Genomic DNA, 13606 nt, shown 5'->3' with positions numbered 1-13606 from the left:
CTCATTCGGCTCCCTCCTTGATGCGGCTGTACTCCTCTGCCGTGATCCGGACGAATTTCACCGTATCGCCCGCTCTCAAAAGACTCGGCGGATGTTCTTCCGGCCTGAAAAGACGGAGCGGGGTGCTGCCGATCAGCTGCCAGCCGCCGGGAGTGGATATCGGATACACACCGGTCTGCATTCCCGCGATTCCTACTGAACCGGCCGGGATGGACGGCCTTGGCGACGCCTTTCTCGGCGCTCTGATCCGCTCAGACATTCCTCCTAAAAACGGAAATCCCGGCGCAAATCCAAGCATATAAACGAGATATTCGCCTTCAGTATGGATGCGGATGACGTCTTCCGGGGTCAGATCGTTCATCTCAGCGACCTCTTCTAAATCGGGACCGAAATCACCGCCGTAGCAAACGGGGATTTCCATCACCCGGCGCTCTTCTTTGCGGCCGGTCATTATATGGCTGAGACGTTCTGTCACTTCTTTCTTGACCAGGGCAAAAGGAGAGACGCCTTTTTTTATGTTTGAGACGGCATACACATCATAAAAGATCGTTAAGCTTGTGAATGCCGGAATACATTCAACGAAGCCCGGAAACGGCCGTTCTTCCATACAGGCTGCCGCCGCATGCACCCGGCTGTTGACCTCTTCGCTGATGTCCCCGCCAAAGCGGATGATAACGGCGGAATCACCGTACGGCTGTATATCAAGCGCTGTATTTCCGCTATACTGCATCATTGTCATCACCTCGTTGTATTCTTTCTCACTTACAGGACAGCAAGCGATTCATTTCGTATATCGGTGATCAGCATGTGCCCCGGTGAATGTGTTATTACGATGTCAGGCTTTGCTTCCATGATCACCGCCTGGGGCGTAACGCCGCAAGCCCAGAATACGGGAACTTCGCCTTCCCGCACCGTTACGGCATCTCCGAAATCCGGCTGATGCAAATCGCTGATACCGATGCTTTGCGGATTTCCGATGCGGACGGGGGCGCCGTGCACGGCGGGAAAACGTGACGTGACCTGCGCCGCGCGGACTGCAAGCCTTTCCGGAATCGGTCTCATGCTGACGACCATCTTTCCAGAAAACGGGCCGGCGGGAACACAGTCAATGTCTGTTTTATACATGGGGACATTCACACCCTCATCGATGTGCCTGATTGGAATGTGCTGATTAATAAGGGCTTGCTCGAATGAAAAACTGCAGCCGATCAAAAACCCGACATCATCATCCTTCCAATACGGCGTAATATCCGTTGCCTCTTCAGTAAGCACGCCATGCCGATAAATCCTGTATTTCGGAAAGTCCGTCCGGATATCAGCTCTCGGCGCAGCTATTGCCGGAACGGGTGAACCCGCATCCGTCACATCAAGCACCGGACAAGGCTTTTGATTGCGCTGGCAGAATAAGAGAAAATCAAAGGCAAGATCCTTTTGCAAAACGACGAGATTGGCTTGTGCGTAAGAAGCGGCCATCCCCGCCGTCGGCCCGGTCATCTGCCCCTTCCTGATCAGCTGTCTGACTTCTTCGGGACTCATGTCACTCATATGGTTTTTCATATCATCAGCTCCATAGCTGCGGCATCTGCGTGAATAATGTATAGATGCCCATAACCGCCATGACAACCACTACGATCGCCCCTGCAATCGTGAGCCAGATCGGATGCTTGTAATCGCCGACGATTTTTTTCTTATAAGCGCCCAACAGTATCATCGCTAATGCAAGCGGCAGAATTAAGCCGTTAAGCGAACCGACCGCGACCAGAATTTTGGCAGGCTGGCCGATCGTGACAAAAATTAGAGTGGATACGATGATAAAACCGATAATGACGCCATGTGAGTGCTTTTCGATTTTTGTTGAAAATGATTTGAAAAATGATACCGATGTATAGGCGGCGCCGATGACAGACGTAATAGCGGCAGACCACATGATGACGCCGAAAATTTTATAGCCTACATTTCCCGCCGCAAGCCGGAATACAGAAGCCGCCGGATTATCAGGATCAATGCTCAGGCCCTTTGAGACGACGCCGAGCACGGCGAGAAACAGGGCAATCCGCATAATCGATGTAATCAGAACGCCTGTGATGGAGCTTTTCGTAACCTGAGGGAGCACTTCCTTCCCTTGGATGCCTGAATCAAGCAAACGGTGGCCGCCGGCAAATGTAATGTATCCGCCGACCGTGCCGCCGACAAGCGTCACGATCGCCAGCACACTGATATGATCAGGCATAAAAGTTTTCACAACGGCGTGTCCGACCGGCGGAGCCGTCGTTACGGCAACATACACAGTCAATACGATCATGACGATTCCGGCGATCTGCATAAAACGGTCCATGACTTTTCCGGCTTCCTTTATGACAAAAATCAGCACCGCGACCGCTGCGCTGATTAAAGCGCCGATCTCCGGTTTGATCCCGAATAATACTTGAAGACCGAGACCCGCGCCGCCGATGTTTCCGATATTAAACGCAAGTCCGCCGAGCACGACCAGAAAAGCAATGGCATAACCGGCGCCCGGAAGCACCATATTGGCAATCTCTTGGCCGCGCTTTCCGGAAACCGCGATAATCCGCCATACATTGGTTTGCGCGAAAATGTCCAAAATAATAGAAATTAAAATGATAAAGCCGAAGCTTGCCGCCAATGTATTGGTAAACGTGGCCGTTTGCGTCAGAAAGCCGGGCCCGATTGATGATGTCGCCATCAAAAATGTCGCGCCTAAAAGAAGCGACCATTTTCCGGAAGCCTTTCCGGCTGTTTTTTTCTTTTGCTCCATGCTGTCTTCCTCCCTCTGCTGCTCAGTCTTTTGAAAGCGCGCTGATTTGAATGTCTGCCGCTTTTAATTCTTTTTTGATTGTTTTTGCGAATGTGAGGGCGTGGGCTCCGTCTCCGTGAATGCAGACCGTGTCCGCTTTCAGGCTTACAGCTTGTCCCTTACGTGATGTCACCGTGCTGTCTTTCACCATTTGAATCACTTGACCGACCGCTTTTTTGTCATCCTGAATCAGCGCATCCGGCTCTGAACGCGGCGTCAGCGTGCCGTCTTCCTGATAGGTGCGGTCCGCAAACACTTCGCTTGCCGTCCTCAGTCCGATTCGATCTCCCGCTTTAATCAGCTCGCTTCCGGAAAGCCCGAAAAGAATAAGCCCGGGATCAAAATGACAGACCGCCTGAGCGATGGCTTCTGACAGGCCGGGATTGACGGCGGCCATATTATATAAAGCGCCGTGCGGCTTCACATGCTGCATCTCGACACCTTCTGCTTTTAAAAACCCTGACAGCGCGCCGATTTGATACAGCGTCAGATCATACGCTTCCTCGGGTGTAATCGCGATCTGCCGCCGTCCGAATCCCTGCAGATCGAACAGCCCGGGATGAGCGCCGATTTTCACGCCTTTTTCCGCCGCAAGCGCAACCGTTTTGCGCATCACGCTGGGATCACCCGCATGAAAGCCGCAGGCGATGTTTGCAGATGTCACATAATCCAAAATCTCTTCATCCAGCCCGATTTTATAAGCACCGAAACTCTCTCCTAAATCACAATTGATGTCAATCTGAAACATAAGATCCCTCCTGTATTGTAAACGTTTTATATGATTATCATTCCGCTATTCGGAATGACTATTCCGAATTGTTGGATTTCTCTTCATTATATTTATTTCTGACAGGTTTGAACATCCTTTTGTCAGAAAACCTACCATGGACCTAGTCACAAATGTGACAAAACAAAAAAAGAGAGCCTCATACTGAGACTCTCTCTTTTTTCTATTATAACACCCAGTGGCGGATCGCTTTGGCGACCCCGTTTTCCGTGTTGACATCAGTCACCCAGTCAGCTGTTTCTTTCACAATGTCCTGCGCATTCCCCATGGCGACGCCGACACCCGCTTTTTCAATCATGGCGATGTCATTCAGACTGTCACCCATGGCCATCACATTTTCCATCGTGAAGCCGAGTTTTTCCGATACCTTCGCCAGCGCAGCCGCTTTGTTGATACCGAGGGCATTGACTTCGATGTTGATCGGACTGGAGTTTGTGATCTCGAGCTCCTTGTATTCCTTGAGCTCTTTCAGCACTTCATTCCGCACTTCGTCATCCTCGATTTCGAATCCGAACTTGAGCCACTGATGATCCGTAATCGTTTCCGGGAATTCCCCTCTCCACACTCTATCGACGGTAGAGGCCCAGAAATTCGTGTTGTGCTTATTCCTCAGATCCCATAATTTTTGAATATGATCGGTATGAAGAAGCTTGCGCTCAACCAGCTCAAAGTCGGAATCCCAGATTTCGCTGCCGTTTGCCGTGATTAAAAAGGATGACAGCTCGAGAGACTCAGCCAGTTCGCGGCAGGTCATCAGCGTGCGTCCTGTGCTGATGACGACGTGAATTCCCTTCGCCTCCGCTTCCTTGATCGCCCGCCGGTTTTCCTCCGGGATGAGTTGCTCGTCATTGAGCAGGGTTCCGTCCATATCAATCGCGATCAGTTTAATATCTGCGTCTTCTCTTTGTATCGGCATATATGTACCTCACTTTTTATAATGTAGTCGCCTCTATTTTAATACATATGACCCACAGGAACAAAAAACCGCTTCCTGCGTTTGGCGGGGAGAACGTTGAGGAAAAGAAATATTGAGGTGATGGAGGATGAAAGAAAGAAAACAAAAGAACAAACCGAATGAAAATCCTGAACATCATGAATTAACCGATCCGATTCCGCTGGAAGAGCTGAAGGAAAACGCCAATGACGAAAAACACAAACATGACCAAAGGGACAATTCACAAAGTGAAAGAGATTATGATACAAAATAACACGCTTGTCCGAAAGCCGCCGATGGAGGCGGCTTTTTTTACGATGGCTGGATAAATATGCTGAGCTCAGCTTCCGCCACAGGCTTCCCGGCAACGGACGCTTTCGCCCGGCCGAACACAAAACCGCGCCTGATCCGCGTGACCTCAAACAAAAGATCCAGACGGTCTCCCGGCAAAGCGGCACCTAACCTTTCCGCTTTCTTCACCGCGGATAAGAGACCGAGGCTGTCACCGCCGGTAATTCCCGCGCAAGCCGCCGTTTGGGCCATTGCTTCAACGACGAGCGAAAATGGCATTTCTCTTTGGGATTCAGTTATAAACCAGTCATTTTCACTGATGTTTTTGTAAGCAGCCGCCCATTTTCCGGCTTCACTGTTCGTCGTGCCGTCAATTAAAAGAAACGGATAACGATGGGGCAATAGCTTCTGATTCATCACGCAGCCTCCCTTCCCTCTTATTATAACGCAAGAAAAAACCCGCGTCCCCCGACGCGGGTTCATTTTTATTGATTGAGCTTTTTGAGCACGATGCCGTGCAGCGGTTCATGCGGCTGAATACCGCAAATGTCTTGAAGAACGCGGCTCGTGCCTTTTTCCGCGATAAGCTTTTGCAGCTCAACCGCTTCCGGATCATCCTGATAGTCAAAACGCAAGGCGGCGGCGATGCCTTCTGCCAGCGCGTTCGGTTCTTTTATTTTTTTGGCCGGCCCTACTAATCTATCATTCGCTCCGAGTTTTCTGAGCGGTGATCTGGCGACTCTTGTCACATCATCCGTGATGTATTCATTTTCAAAGCGGCCGATGATTTTTTTCATGTACTGCTCGTGTTCGGCTTGCTTAAAGCCGTACGCTTTCACCAAGTACTCGCCCGTTTCTGAAAGTGCATCGTACACGACACGCCGGATTTCCGGATGGCCGATGGCCTCTTTGACGGTTTTTAATCCGCGCTGATAGCCGACGTACGCCGTAACGGCATGACCGGTATTGACGGTAAACAGCTTTCTCTCGATGAAAGGCGTAAGATCATCCGTAAACAACGCACCTTCCAGTACCGGCTGGCCGCCGGCAAAGCCGGTTCTGTCTATGACCCATTCAAAAAACGGTTCTACGGATACTTTCAGCGGATCTTCATGGTGCTGAATCGGCACGATCCGATCCACCGCAGAATCCGGGAAGCCGACCGTCCGGTTCACGAGTTCCCGTTCCGCTTCCGTCAAATGTCCGAAAACTTCTTTTTTCAGAAAACTGCTGCCGCCGATCATATTTTCACAGGCAATGATATTGAGAGGCTCAGAGGACGTTCTGCGCTTGAACCCTTCCGCGATGGACGGGGCGATGAGTCTGAGAACGTTCGGGCCCACCGCCGTCGTAATGATCGCCGCTTCATTGATCAGCCTGTACAGCTCTTGTTCTTGCACCGCGCTGTTGATGGCTGAAACGGGGCCGATGATTTCTGTCTGCCGGCCGCCGTCGGCAAGCTCCACGGTATATTCCTTCTTTTCATTGAGAAGGCTGACCATCGTTTCATTCACATCAGCGAAAACTACCTCATAGCCGGAATGATGGAGCAGGGCGCCGATAAAGCCCCGCCCGATGTTTCCCGCTCCGAAATGAAGGGCAATCATGTCAGTTCACCTCGCTGAAAATAGCGGCCAGTTCTTCTTCCGTCTTTGCACTGATCAGCCGTTCGATGTTTTCTTCCTCTGAGCAGATGATGGCGATGTTTGACAGGATGTCTAAGTGTTCATTGTTTTTTCCGGCGATACCGAAAACGACCTTTGCCGTATTGCCTTCACCGTATTTCACACCGTCCGGAATCTGGATGACGGAAATACCTGAATGAAGCACCTCATCCTTTGCATCTTCCGTGCCGTGCGGGATCGCGATGAAATTCCCCATAAACGTGGATGATGTTTCTTCACGTTCGAACATTTTTTCCACATAGCCGTTCTTCACGTAGCCGTTATCAATCAATGTCTGTCCCGCGAGGCGGATGGCATCCTCTTTTGAGTTCACCGTCTGGTTCAGTTTGATGTTCGCTTTAGCCAATACTTCCATGATGAAAATCCCTCTTTCTGTTTGATTAGTTTTTAAGCTTTTCAATCAGTTCATCGTATTTCGGACTGTTCAAGAAATTATCAACCGAAATGTGCACCGCCTGCGGCAGCTTCGCTTTCGCGCGGTCAGTCAGGTCCTTATGCGTAATGACGATATCCGCGTCATTCGGCAGATTATTGATCGACGTATTTGTCACATCAATATCCAGGTCTGCTTTTTTCACTTTGTTTCTTAAAATGGAGGCGCCCATTGCGCTCGATCCCATACCCGCGTCACACGCGAAGATAATGCGGCTGACTTGGTCGGCGGGTATATCAGCGGCGCTGTTTTCCGGCTCTTCCTCTTTGTCCGCCAATGCGGCCGCCGCTTCACTTTTCCTGCCTTTCATTTCCTGCATTTTTTCCGCCGCGGCTGTCAAATCTTCTTCGCCCGCTTTAGACGATTTCAGAATAAGCGCCGAAACGATAAACGATACGGCCGCGGCAACGATGACGCCCGCCAGCACGCCGAGGTAGCTTCCTTTCGGCGTCAGCGCTAAAATGGCGATGATGCTTCCCGGAGATGATGCGGCGACAAGACCCGCGTTAAAGATCGAGAATGTAAGCAGTCCGCTCGCTCCCCCGGCGATCGCCGCGAGGATCAGCATCGGTTTCATTAAAATGTAAGGGAAATAGATTTCATGAATCCCCCCGAAGAAATGAATGATCGCCGCTCCCGGAGCCGTCGATCTTGAAGAGCCTTTCCCAAAGAACATATATGCCAGTAAAATACCGAGTCCCGGCCCGGGGTTCGCTTCCACTAAGAACAGAATGGATTTACCCGCTTTGGCGGCCTGCTCGATTCCGATCGGACTTAAAATGCCATGGTTGATCGCGTTATTCAGGAACAGGACTTTCGCCGGTTCTACGAAAACGCTTGCAATCGGCAGCAAATTCGCGTGGACAATGACTTCCACACCTGCCGCCAGCAATTTGTTAAGAGACAGGACGACCGGGCCGATCGCATAAAACGCGATAATCGTCAGCACAGCTCCGATAATTCCCGCCGTGAAGTTGTTGATCAGCATTTCAAAACCCTGTCTGACTTTATCTTTAAACACACGGTCTAATTGTTTAATGAGATAACCGCCCAAAGGCCCCATAATCATTGCCCCTAAGAACATCGGAATGTCCGCTCCGACAATGACTCCGATGGCAGCCGTCGCTCCGACGACTCCCCCGCGGTGATCGTAAATCATTTTTCCGCCCGTATATGCGATTAAAAGCGGCAGTAGATACGTAATCATCGGGGTTACCAATGTATTCAGCTGCGGATTCGGAAACCATCCCGCAGGAATAAACAGCGCGGTGATAATTCCCCATGCGATAAATGCGCCGATATTCGGCATGATCATACCGCTTAAATAACTGCCGAAGCGCTGTATCTTCACTTTCATGCCAGCTTGCTGTTCTTGCTGCATGTTCATTCCCTCCCTGTTTGCTTGCCTTCAGATGAAAATAAATAAGACACGGGGTTTCTCTCCCCTGTGTCTTCATCATAAAACGCTTACAATCCCCATTCAATGAAAAGTAAAGAGGAGTTTGGCACAGAGACTGTGACAACTCCTTAACAAAAAAAGACACCTCATCAAAGGTGTCTTACCGCTTTCTGTATATAATGTGTCCTTTTGTGACGACGAGTTTGGCAATGAGCCGCTCACTGACAATAAACACCGGATACGCACATACGAGCGCGAAAATGGCGGCCGGCACATACCGCGCTGCCGGAAACATCGGCATGACGGCGGTTCTGGCCATCTGCACAAGATAAATCAAAAGCACCGTGATCGCAATGGCCGCAGCCATAATCGGAGCTGATACTTTATATTCACGCAATTTCACATGGCAATGCCCGCACTGAAACTGGCACGGGATCATGGATGATCTGACCATGTCGCCTGTAATCGGCTTGCCGCAGTTCGGGCAGGTCGTTTCTTTCATGTTTATTCCTCCATTCAACTCTTCTATTATAACAGAGTCTGACTACGTCTTTTACATTTGTGATTGTTCAACATTTTTTCACATATTTTATCATCAGGCTCTTGTGTGCATTTGTGAAAACATCTACTCTTAGAGGGAGGTTCATCACTCATTCGCATCATAAAAAGGAGGATGCAGAATTGCTTCCGATTCACAGACAGCAAACCTTGCTTGAATGGCTGAAAGAAGAGGGCGCGCTGAAAATCTCTGACATAAGCGAGAGATTCGGCGTCTCCGAGATGACCGTGTACAGAGACGTCAATCAGCTGGCGGATGCAAACCGGATTATCCGGACACCCGGCGGCATTACGCTCCCTCCCGCTTCAGAACGAAGCGCCAATCAATGCGGCTATTGCCTGCGGCCGATTCAGCATTCGTATTCTGTTCAGCTTATTACCGTTTCACAAGCCGTTGAGCAGATGTGCTGCATTCATTGCGCGATTTTGCGGTATGAGGATAAAAAGGAAGAAGTGTCCCACGTCATTTGTAAAGATTTTCTTCTCCAGACGACGCTGACGGCCGCTTCCGCATACTTTTTAGTCCATGCCGATATTGACCTTCACTGCTGCCGGCCTCAGGCGATTCCCTTCTCAACGCTTGATTACGCAGAACGGTTTCAAAAAGGATTCGGCGGGATCATTTGCACCTTTGACGAGGCGGCGGACATCATCTTACACGACAGGCAGAAGGGATGCACCTGCAGCAAGACATAACAACAACCAACCGGAAGGCGGTGTCATCATCCATGAGACAGAACAAACGCTGGCTCATCTTTTTGCTGTTCCTTGTTTTGATTCCGAAAACAAGCTTCGCCCACGCCTACATCACAAACTCAAATCCGGGTGAGAACAGCGAATTAAAACAAGCGCCGAAGCAGATTGAAATTGAGTTTAATGAACAGATTGAAGAAGGCTTCCACTCCATTAAGGTCTATAATTCATCCGGCGAACGGGTCGATGCGGGCAAAACGGTGATTCAAAAAAATGATGCCCGCGTCATGACTGCGGCATTGAAAAAAAATCTGCCGCATGATATTTACAGAGCGGAATGGAACGCGGTATCGGCCGACGGACATCCGGTATCCGGCGTCATCCCTTTCAGTGTCGGAAAAGCCGGCGGAGAACTTCAGGAGCAGACATCATCGCAAGCGGCGCTTCATCCCGAAGCGGCCATCGACCGCGGTATTTTGTACACCGCTCTCTCCCTGTTTATCGGCACGGCTTTTTTCCATCTGTTTTGGTACAGAAATAATAAAGATTCATCAAAAGCAAAACGAACTGTAAAGCTGCTCGTGATTTCTTTATGTGTAACGGCGCTCGCACTTATCTGCCAGCTCCCGATCCAGACGAAAGAAAACGCGGGCGGCGCTTGGAGCGCCGCGTTCCAGCCGGACTATGTAAAAGAAACGCTTCTGAAAACGGCAGGCGGGTACGTCTGGATGATCCAGATCAGCTTATTTATCCTGCTCGCCCTGTCCATGATCCCGCTGTTGAAGAAGAAAGCATTCCGGTCATTTGCGTACTGGACGGCGCCGCTATTGTTCTTCTTCGCTTCGCTTTTGGCAAAAGCATTCGCCGGGCATGCGGCGGTTATCGACGAAAAAGCGGTCGGCATCGCGATGGACTTTCTCCATTTATCGGCCGCTTCTGTATGGATGGGCGGTATCGCCGCGCTTGTGCTGCTTCTTTCATCAGAGTGGAGAAAACCCGATAAAACCATCGCTTGGGAAACGGTCAGACGGTTTTCTCCTTGGGCGTTCGCCTCTGTCGGTGTGCTGTTATTTTCAGGTGTGCTGAACGGATTTTTCATTATCCGCACGTTTGATTCACTCTTTCACACCGCTTACGGTAAGACGCTCCTTTTGAAAATCGGACTGTTTGTCATCATGCTTGCGCTCGGCGCCGTTCACGTATGGATGACGAAGTTCAGCAGAAAAAGGAGCATCAGCGCAACGATAAAGGCTGAATGGGCACTAGGCATCGCGGTATTATTTACAACCGCCGTCTTTACAAGCCTGCCCAGCCCGCCGCCGCCTGCGCCATTGCCTTTTAACGGCTCAGAAACGATCGGAAACGGGGAAACCCTGTCCTTGCACATTACGCCGAACCAGCCGGGTAAAAATGAATTTCAAGTCATTGTCACCGATCACAACGGCAGCTTGGTAAAAGACATTCAGCAATTTACGGTCACTGTTTACCAGACGGGCTTCAGCGGCAAACAGCATGAAAGCACCTTTGATTTGAAGAAGACGAAGGAAGGCACATTCGAAGCCGCCAACCTGTCCATCACCGAAAAGGGAAACTGGAAGATCAAAGTCCACGGGCTGACAAACGATTTTAATGAAATCAACCAAATATTCTCAACGACAAACTAAGGAGTGTATCTCATGTTGAAAAAAAAGGCTTTATTATTCATATCCGCTGTGACCCTGTCACTCGTCGGTTTTACGGCGACAGCAAGCGCCCACGTCTCAGTCAAACCGGCGGAATCCGCGGCCGGTTCTTGGGAAACGTACACGATGAAAGTGCCTGTGGAAAAGAATGACCCGACAACGAAAGTCGTGCTGAAAATGCCCGCCGGCGTTGAATTTCAGCAGTATCAGCCGATTCCGGGCTGGAAAACATCCGTATCCAAACATGATGACAAAGCGGTCTCCGTCACTTGGGAAGCAAAGGACGGCGGCATTCAGCCCGGCCAATTCCAGCAGTTCACGTTCGTTGCGAAAAATCCTGAAAAGAGCGGAGATGCCGCTTGGGACGCTTACCAATATTACAAAGACGGCAGCATTGTAGAATGGACGGGTGATGAGAAAGCCGACACGCCTCACTCGATTACGAAAATCACGAAATCGGCCAGCGTGACGGATGCGCACGGAGCTGAACAGTCAAACGAAGAAAGCAAATCCGGCGTATCAGCGCTTGATATTGCAGCCATCGTTCTGTCAGCTGCGGCGATTATCCTTTCCATCGCGGCGCTTGTAAAGAAAAAACGCGCGTAAGCAAAAAGCGATCCGGCTCTAAAGAGCCTGCGATCGCTTTTTTTCTTATCCGCGGCCTGCCTGGAATGACGGATATTTGGTCATTCCCCCGTCAGCAAACAGCGTAATGCCGGTTACGTAGCTTGATTCCTTTGAAGCAAGCCAGACGGCGACAGCCGCGATTTCTTCCGGCTCACCGATATATCCCATCGGAATCATGCTTTCCACATCTTTTTTCTGAACGGGATCCGCAAATTTTTCCGCGTTGATCGGCGTATTGATGGCTCCCGGCCCGATGTTGTTGACACGGATGCGCTTCGGCGCGTACTCAAGCGCCAGCGTTTCCGTCATCAATTTGATGCCGCCTTTACTCGCCGCGTAGTGAACAAACAGAGGCCATGGAATCATTTCATGTACGCTTGACATGTTAATGACGTTTCCTTGAATATCATTCTCTACGTAATATTTAATGGCTTCGCGGCTTCCTAAGAAAGCGCCGGTCAGATTGGTATTGATGACTTTGTTCCAGTCTTTTAGCGGCATTTCATGCGACTGAACCGGATTTTCCATACCGGCGTTATTGATCATGACATCCAATGTGCCGAATTCCTTCACCGCGGTCTGCACGATGTTTTTGACATCTTCTTCTTTTGTGACGTCGCCTTGAATGATGACCGCTTCGCCTCCCGCTTTTTGAATCTCTTCTTTAACGGTTTGGGCGTCTTTTTCATTACTATAGTAGTTAACCACGACTTTCGCCTGCTCCTGTCCGAAGCGGATCGCCATCGCTTTTCCTAATCCTGATGAAGCTCCCGTAATGGCAACGACTTTTCCTTTTAAATCCGTGTACATGTTCAAACCTCCTGCATTTGTTATGAATTTGATTTCGCAACGCCTAAGAATACCGCGGCCACAATGATCAGGATAATCCCGATGGCAATGGCGACCAGCTGACGCTTCGTTTTGCTCTCACGGAGAATGAAGATTCCGCCGAGCGTGCTGATGACGATCCCCATTTGAGAGAGGGAAAAACTTGTCGCAACTCCGACGCGCGGCTGTGAGATGAACAGAAACATATTCCCGAGCGCCCAGATGATTCCCGGCAGAATGTTCTTGAGGGCGTACTTATTAAACGGTTTATGCTTGTACGTCAGGAGCAGTCCGCCGATGACCATCCCGATCGCCTGCGGCAGGAGCGCTGACCATCCGGATACGCCGAACAGCCGGGCCACAACGACATAGACCAAATAACCGAGCGTGGAGATCAGCAGGATGACAATGCCTTTTTTAAAGTTTCCCGGTTCTCCGTCCGCCCGCCCCTTTTTATCTTCTAAAGATGTGAGCACAATCCCGATGATGATAAAAATAAGGGCGAGAATACCCAGCGTAATCGCGATCGGGGTTGACCATTCTTTGAATACGATCACACCGAACAAAGAAGTCGAGACGAGCTGCATTCCCGTTGATATCGGCATCGTTTTTGAAACGCCCATCAGCTGTATGCTTTTAAGCTGATTGCTTTGGCCGAGCGACCAAAACAGCCCCGAGATGATGCCGACAATAAAAATGCGCCCAGACAGCACCGGGTGGACAAACAGATACAACACAAACGAAACGATGAGCGCCCCGATTGTCGTTCCCAGCGTCTGGCTGTAAGGCCCGCCGCCTAATTTGACGTTAAATAACACGATGCTCCCCCAAAATAAAGCCGGGAGAAGAGCCAGTAATATATCCATGATGGCGA

At 50.2% G+C, this 13606-nt stretch carries 16 protein-coding genes; 4 read left to right on the top strand and 12 right to left on the bottom strand.

All coding sequences use genetic code 11. The annotated features are described in order from the left end of the window. Position 1: 1 nt before the first annotated feature. The 5 genes from pxpB to G9F50_RS16585 all read right to left on the bottom strand — a co-directional run bounded on the left by pxpB (position 2) and on the right by G9F50_RS16585 (position 4518). Positions 2-733, bottom strand: a complete 732-nt coding sequence (pxpB, locus tag G9F50_RS16605; protein ID WP_052827054.1) for a 5-oxoprolinase subunit PxpB — start codon at positions 731-733, stop codon at positions 2-4. 29 nt (positions 734-762) lie between these two features. After that, entirely contained in the window at positions 763-1557 is a 795-nt protein-coding gene (locus G9F50_RS16600; RefSeq protein ID WP_060563090.1) for a putative hydro-lyase, read from the bottom strand. 4 nt (positions 1558-1561) lie between these two features. Beyond that, complete coding sequence (locus tag G9F50_RS16595; RefSeq protein ID WP_007410295.1) at positions 1562-2776, bottom strand: NRAMP family divalent metal transporter; 1215 nt, start codon at positions 2774-2776, stop codon at positions 1562-1564. Between the two features lie 22 nt (positions 2777-2798). Next, the gene (locus G9F50_RS16590; protein WP_007410294.1) at positions 2799-3563 is read right to left on the bottom strand and encodes a 5-oxoprolinase subunit PxpA; all 765 of its coding nucleotides are present in this window, start codon (positions 3561-3563) and stop codon (positions 2799-2801) included. Positions 3564-3768: 205 nt separating this feature from the next. Next, positions 3769-4518, bottom strand: a complete 750-nt coding sequence (locus G9F50_RS16585; RefSeq protein WP_007410293.1) for a Cof-type HAD-IIB family hydrolase — start codon at positions 4516-4518, stop codon at positions 3769-3771. A 127-nt stretch (positions 4519-4645) separates the two neighbouring features. On the opposite strand from G9F50_RS16585, the gene G9F50_RS16580 reads away from it, so the two are divergent. Next, positions 4646-4810 carry a hypothetical protein gene (locus G9F50_RS16580; RefSeq protein ID WP_101536306.1) on the top strand — a complete coding sequence of 55 codons (165 nt, stop codon included), beginning with the start codon at positions 4646-4648 and terminating at the stop codon, positions 4808-4810. Positions 4811-4848: 38 nt separating this feature from the next. On the opposite strand, the gene G9F50_RS16575 is transcribed toward G9F50_RS16580, so the two are convergent. The 5 genes from G9F50_RS16575 to G9F50_RS16555 form a co-directional block, all read right to left on the bottom strand. Then, positions 4849-5244, bottom strand: a complete 396-nt coding sequence (locus tag G9F50_RS16575; RefSeq protein ID WP_032872906.1) for a 3-hydroxyacyl-ACP dehydratase FabZ family protein — start codon at positions 5242-5244, stop codon at positions 4849-4851. A 68-nt stretch (positions 5245-5312) separates the two neighbouring features. Continuing rightward, positions 5313-6434 (bottom strand): mannitol-1-phosphate 5-dehydrogenase, encoded by a 1122-nt coding sequence (locus tag G9F50_RS16570; protein WP_060563089.1) that lies wholly within the window; start codon positions 6432-6434, stop codon positions 5313-5315. A 1-nt stretch (position 6435) separates the two neighbouring features. Further along, positions 6436-6867, bottom strand: coding sequence for a PTS mannitol transporter subunit IIA (locus tag G9F50_RS16565; RefSeq protein WP_060563088.1), 432 nt, complete (start codon positions 6865-6867; stop codon positions 6436-6438). A 25-nt stretch (positions 6868-6892) separates the two neighbouring features. Continuing rightward, positions 6893-8332: a PTS mannitol transporter subunit IIBC gene (locus G9F50_RS16560; protein WP_101536305.1), complete on the bottom strand. Its 1440-nt coding sequence runs from the start codon at positions 8330-8332 to the stop codon at positions 6893-6895. Between the two features lie 172 nt (positions 8333-8504). Beyond that, a complete protein-coding gene (locus G9F50_RS16555) occupies positions 8505-8846 on the bottom strand; it encodes a hypothetical protein (protein ID WP_003156306.1) in 342 nt (113 codons plus the stop codon). 179 nt (positions 8847-9025) lie between these two features. Here G9F50_RS16555 and G9F50_RS16550 point away from each other — a divergent pair, with 179 nt between their 5' ends. Genes G9F50_RS16550 through G9F50_RS16540 form a run of 3 tightly spaced genes read left to right on the top strand, consistent with a single transcriptional unit; the run spans position 9026 to position 11883 of the window. Continuing rightward, positions 9026-9598 (top strand): DeoR family transcriptional regulator, encoded by a 573-nt coding sequence (locus G9F50_RS16550; RefSeq protein ID WP_032870800.1) that lies wholly within the window; start codon positions 9026-9028, stop codon positions 9596-9598. A 32-nt stretch (positions 9599-9630) separates the two neighbouring features. Further along, complete coding sequence (locus G9F50_RS16545; RefSeq protein ID WP_060563181.1) at positions 9631-11259, top strand: copper resistance CopC/CopD family protein; 1629 nt, start codon at positions 9631-9633, stop codon at positions 11257-11259. Between the two features lie 12 nt (positions 11260-11271). Beyond that, the gene (locus tag G9F50_RS16540) at positions 11272-11883 is read left to right on the top strand and encodes a YcnI family copper-binding membrane protein (protein ID WP_060563086.1); all 612 of its coding nucleotides are present in this window, start codon (positions 11272-11274) and stop codon (positions 11881-11883) included. A gap of 45 nt (positions 11884-11928) precedes the next feature. Here the strand turns inward: G9F50_RS16540 and gdh are convergent, their stop codons facing one another. Further along, positions 11929-12714 (bottom strand): glucose 1-dehydrogenase, encoded by a 786-nt coding sequence (gdh, locus tag G9F50_RS16535; RefSeq protein WP_007410286.1) that lies wholly within the window; start codon positions 12712-12714, stop codon positions 11929-11931. A gap of 20 nt (positions 12715-12734) precedes the next feature. After that, on the bottom strand, positions 12735-13598 hold the full coding sequence (locus G9F50_RS16530) for a RhaT/GlcU family sugar-proton symporter (protein WP_060563085.1): 864 nt from the start codon (positions 13596-13598) through the stop codon (positions 12735-12737). Between the last annotated feature and the right edge of the window lie 8 nt (positions 13599-13606).

It is taken from the genome of Bacillus sp. EKM206B (assembly GCF_011066015.1).
In the GTDB taxonomy this organism is placed as follows: domain Bacteria; phylum Bacillota; class Bacilli; order Bacillales; family Bacillaceae; genus Bacillus; species Bacillus velezensis.
Note: the sequence above shows the minus strand (reverse complement) of the source record. Positions and strands in the feature narration are given on the sequence as shown.

Excerpts from the sequence above, each read along its gene's own strand:
- pxpB (WP_052827054.1), bottom strand. The coding sequence starts at position 733 with ATGATGCAGTATAGCGGAAATACAGCGCTTGATATACAGCCGTACGGT.
- G9F50_RS16600 (WP_060563090.1), bottom strand. The coding sequence starts at position 1,557 with ATGAAAAACCATATGAGTGACATGAGTCCCGAAGAAGTCAGACAGCTG.
- G9F50_RS16595 (WP_007410295.1), bottom strand. The coding sequence starts at position 2,776 with ATGGAGCAAAAGAAAAAAACAGCCGGAAAGGCTTCCGGAAAATGGTCG.
- G9F50_RS16590 (WP_007410294.1), bottom strand. The coding sequence starts at position 3,563 with ATGTTTCAGATTGACATCAATTGTGATTTAGGAGAGAGTTTCGGTGCT.
- G9F50_RS16585 (WP_007410293.1), bottom strand. The coding sequence starts at position 4,518 with ATGCCGATACAAAGAGAAGACGCAGATATTAAACTGATCGCGATTGAT.
- G9F50_RS16580 (WP_101536306.1), top strand. The coding sequence starts at position 4,646 with ATGAAAGAAAGAAAACAAAAGAACAAACCGAATGAAAATCCTGAACAT.
- G9F50_RS16575 (WP_032872906.1), bottom strand. The coding sequence starts at position 5,244 with ATGAATCAGAAGCTATTGCCCCATCGTTATCCGTTTCTTTTAATTGAC.
- G9F50_RS16570 (WP_060563089.1), bottom strand. The coding sequence starts at position 6,434 with ATGATTGCCCTTCATTTCGGAGCGGGAAACATCGGGCGGGGCTTTATC.
- G9F50_RS16565 (WP_060563088.1), bottom strand. The coding sequence starts at position 6,867 with ATGGAAGTATTGGCTAAAGCGAACATCAAACTGAACCAGACGGTGAAC.
- G9F50_RS16560 (WP_101536305.1), bottom strand. The coding sequence starts at position 8,332 with ATGAACATGCAGCAAGAACAGCAAGCTGGCATGAAAGTGAAGATACAG.
- G9F50_RS16555 (WP_003156306.1), bottom strand. The coding sequence starts at position 8,846 with ATGAAAGAAACGACCTGCCCGAACTGCGGCAAGCCGATTACAGGCGAC.
- G9F50_RS16545 (WP_060563181.1), top strand. The coding sequence starts at position 9,631 with ATGAGACAGAACAAACGCTGGCTCATCTTTTTGCTGTTCCTTGTTTTG.
- G9F50_RS16540 (WP_060563086.1), top strand. The coding sequence starts at position 11,272 with ATGTTGAAAAAAAAGGCTTTATTATTCATATCCGCTGTGACCCTGTCA.
- gdh (WP_007410286.1), bottom strand. The coding sequence starts at position 12,714 with ATGTACACGGATTTAAAAGGAAAAGTCGTTGCCATTACGGGAGCTTCA.
- G9F50_RS16530 (WP_060563085.1), bottom strand. The coding sequence starts at position 13,598 with ATGGATATATTACTGGCTCTTCTCCCGGCTTTATTTTGGGGGAGCATC.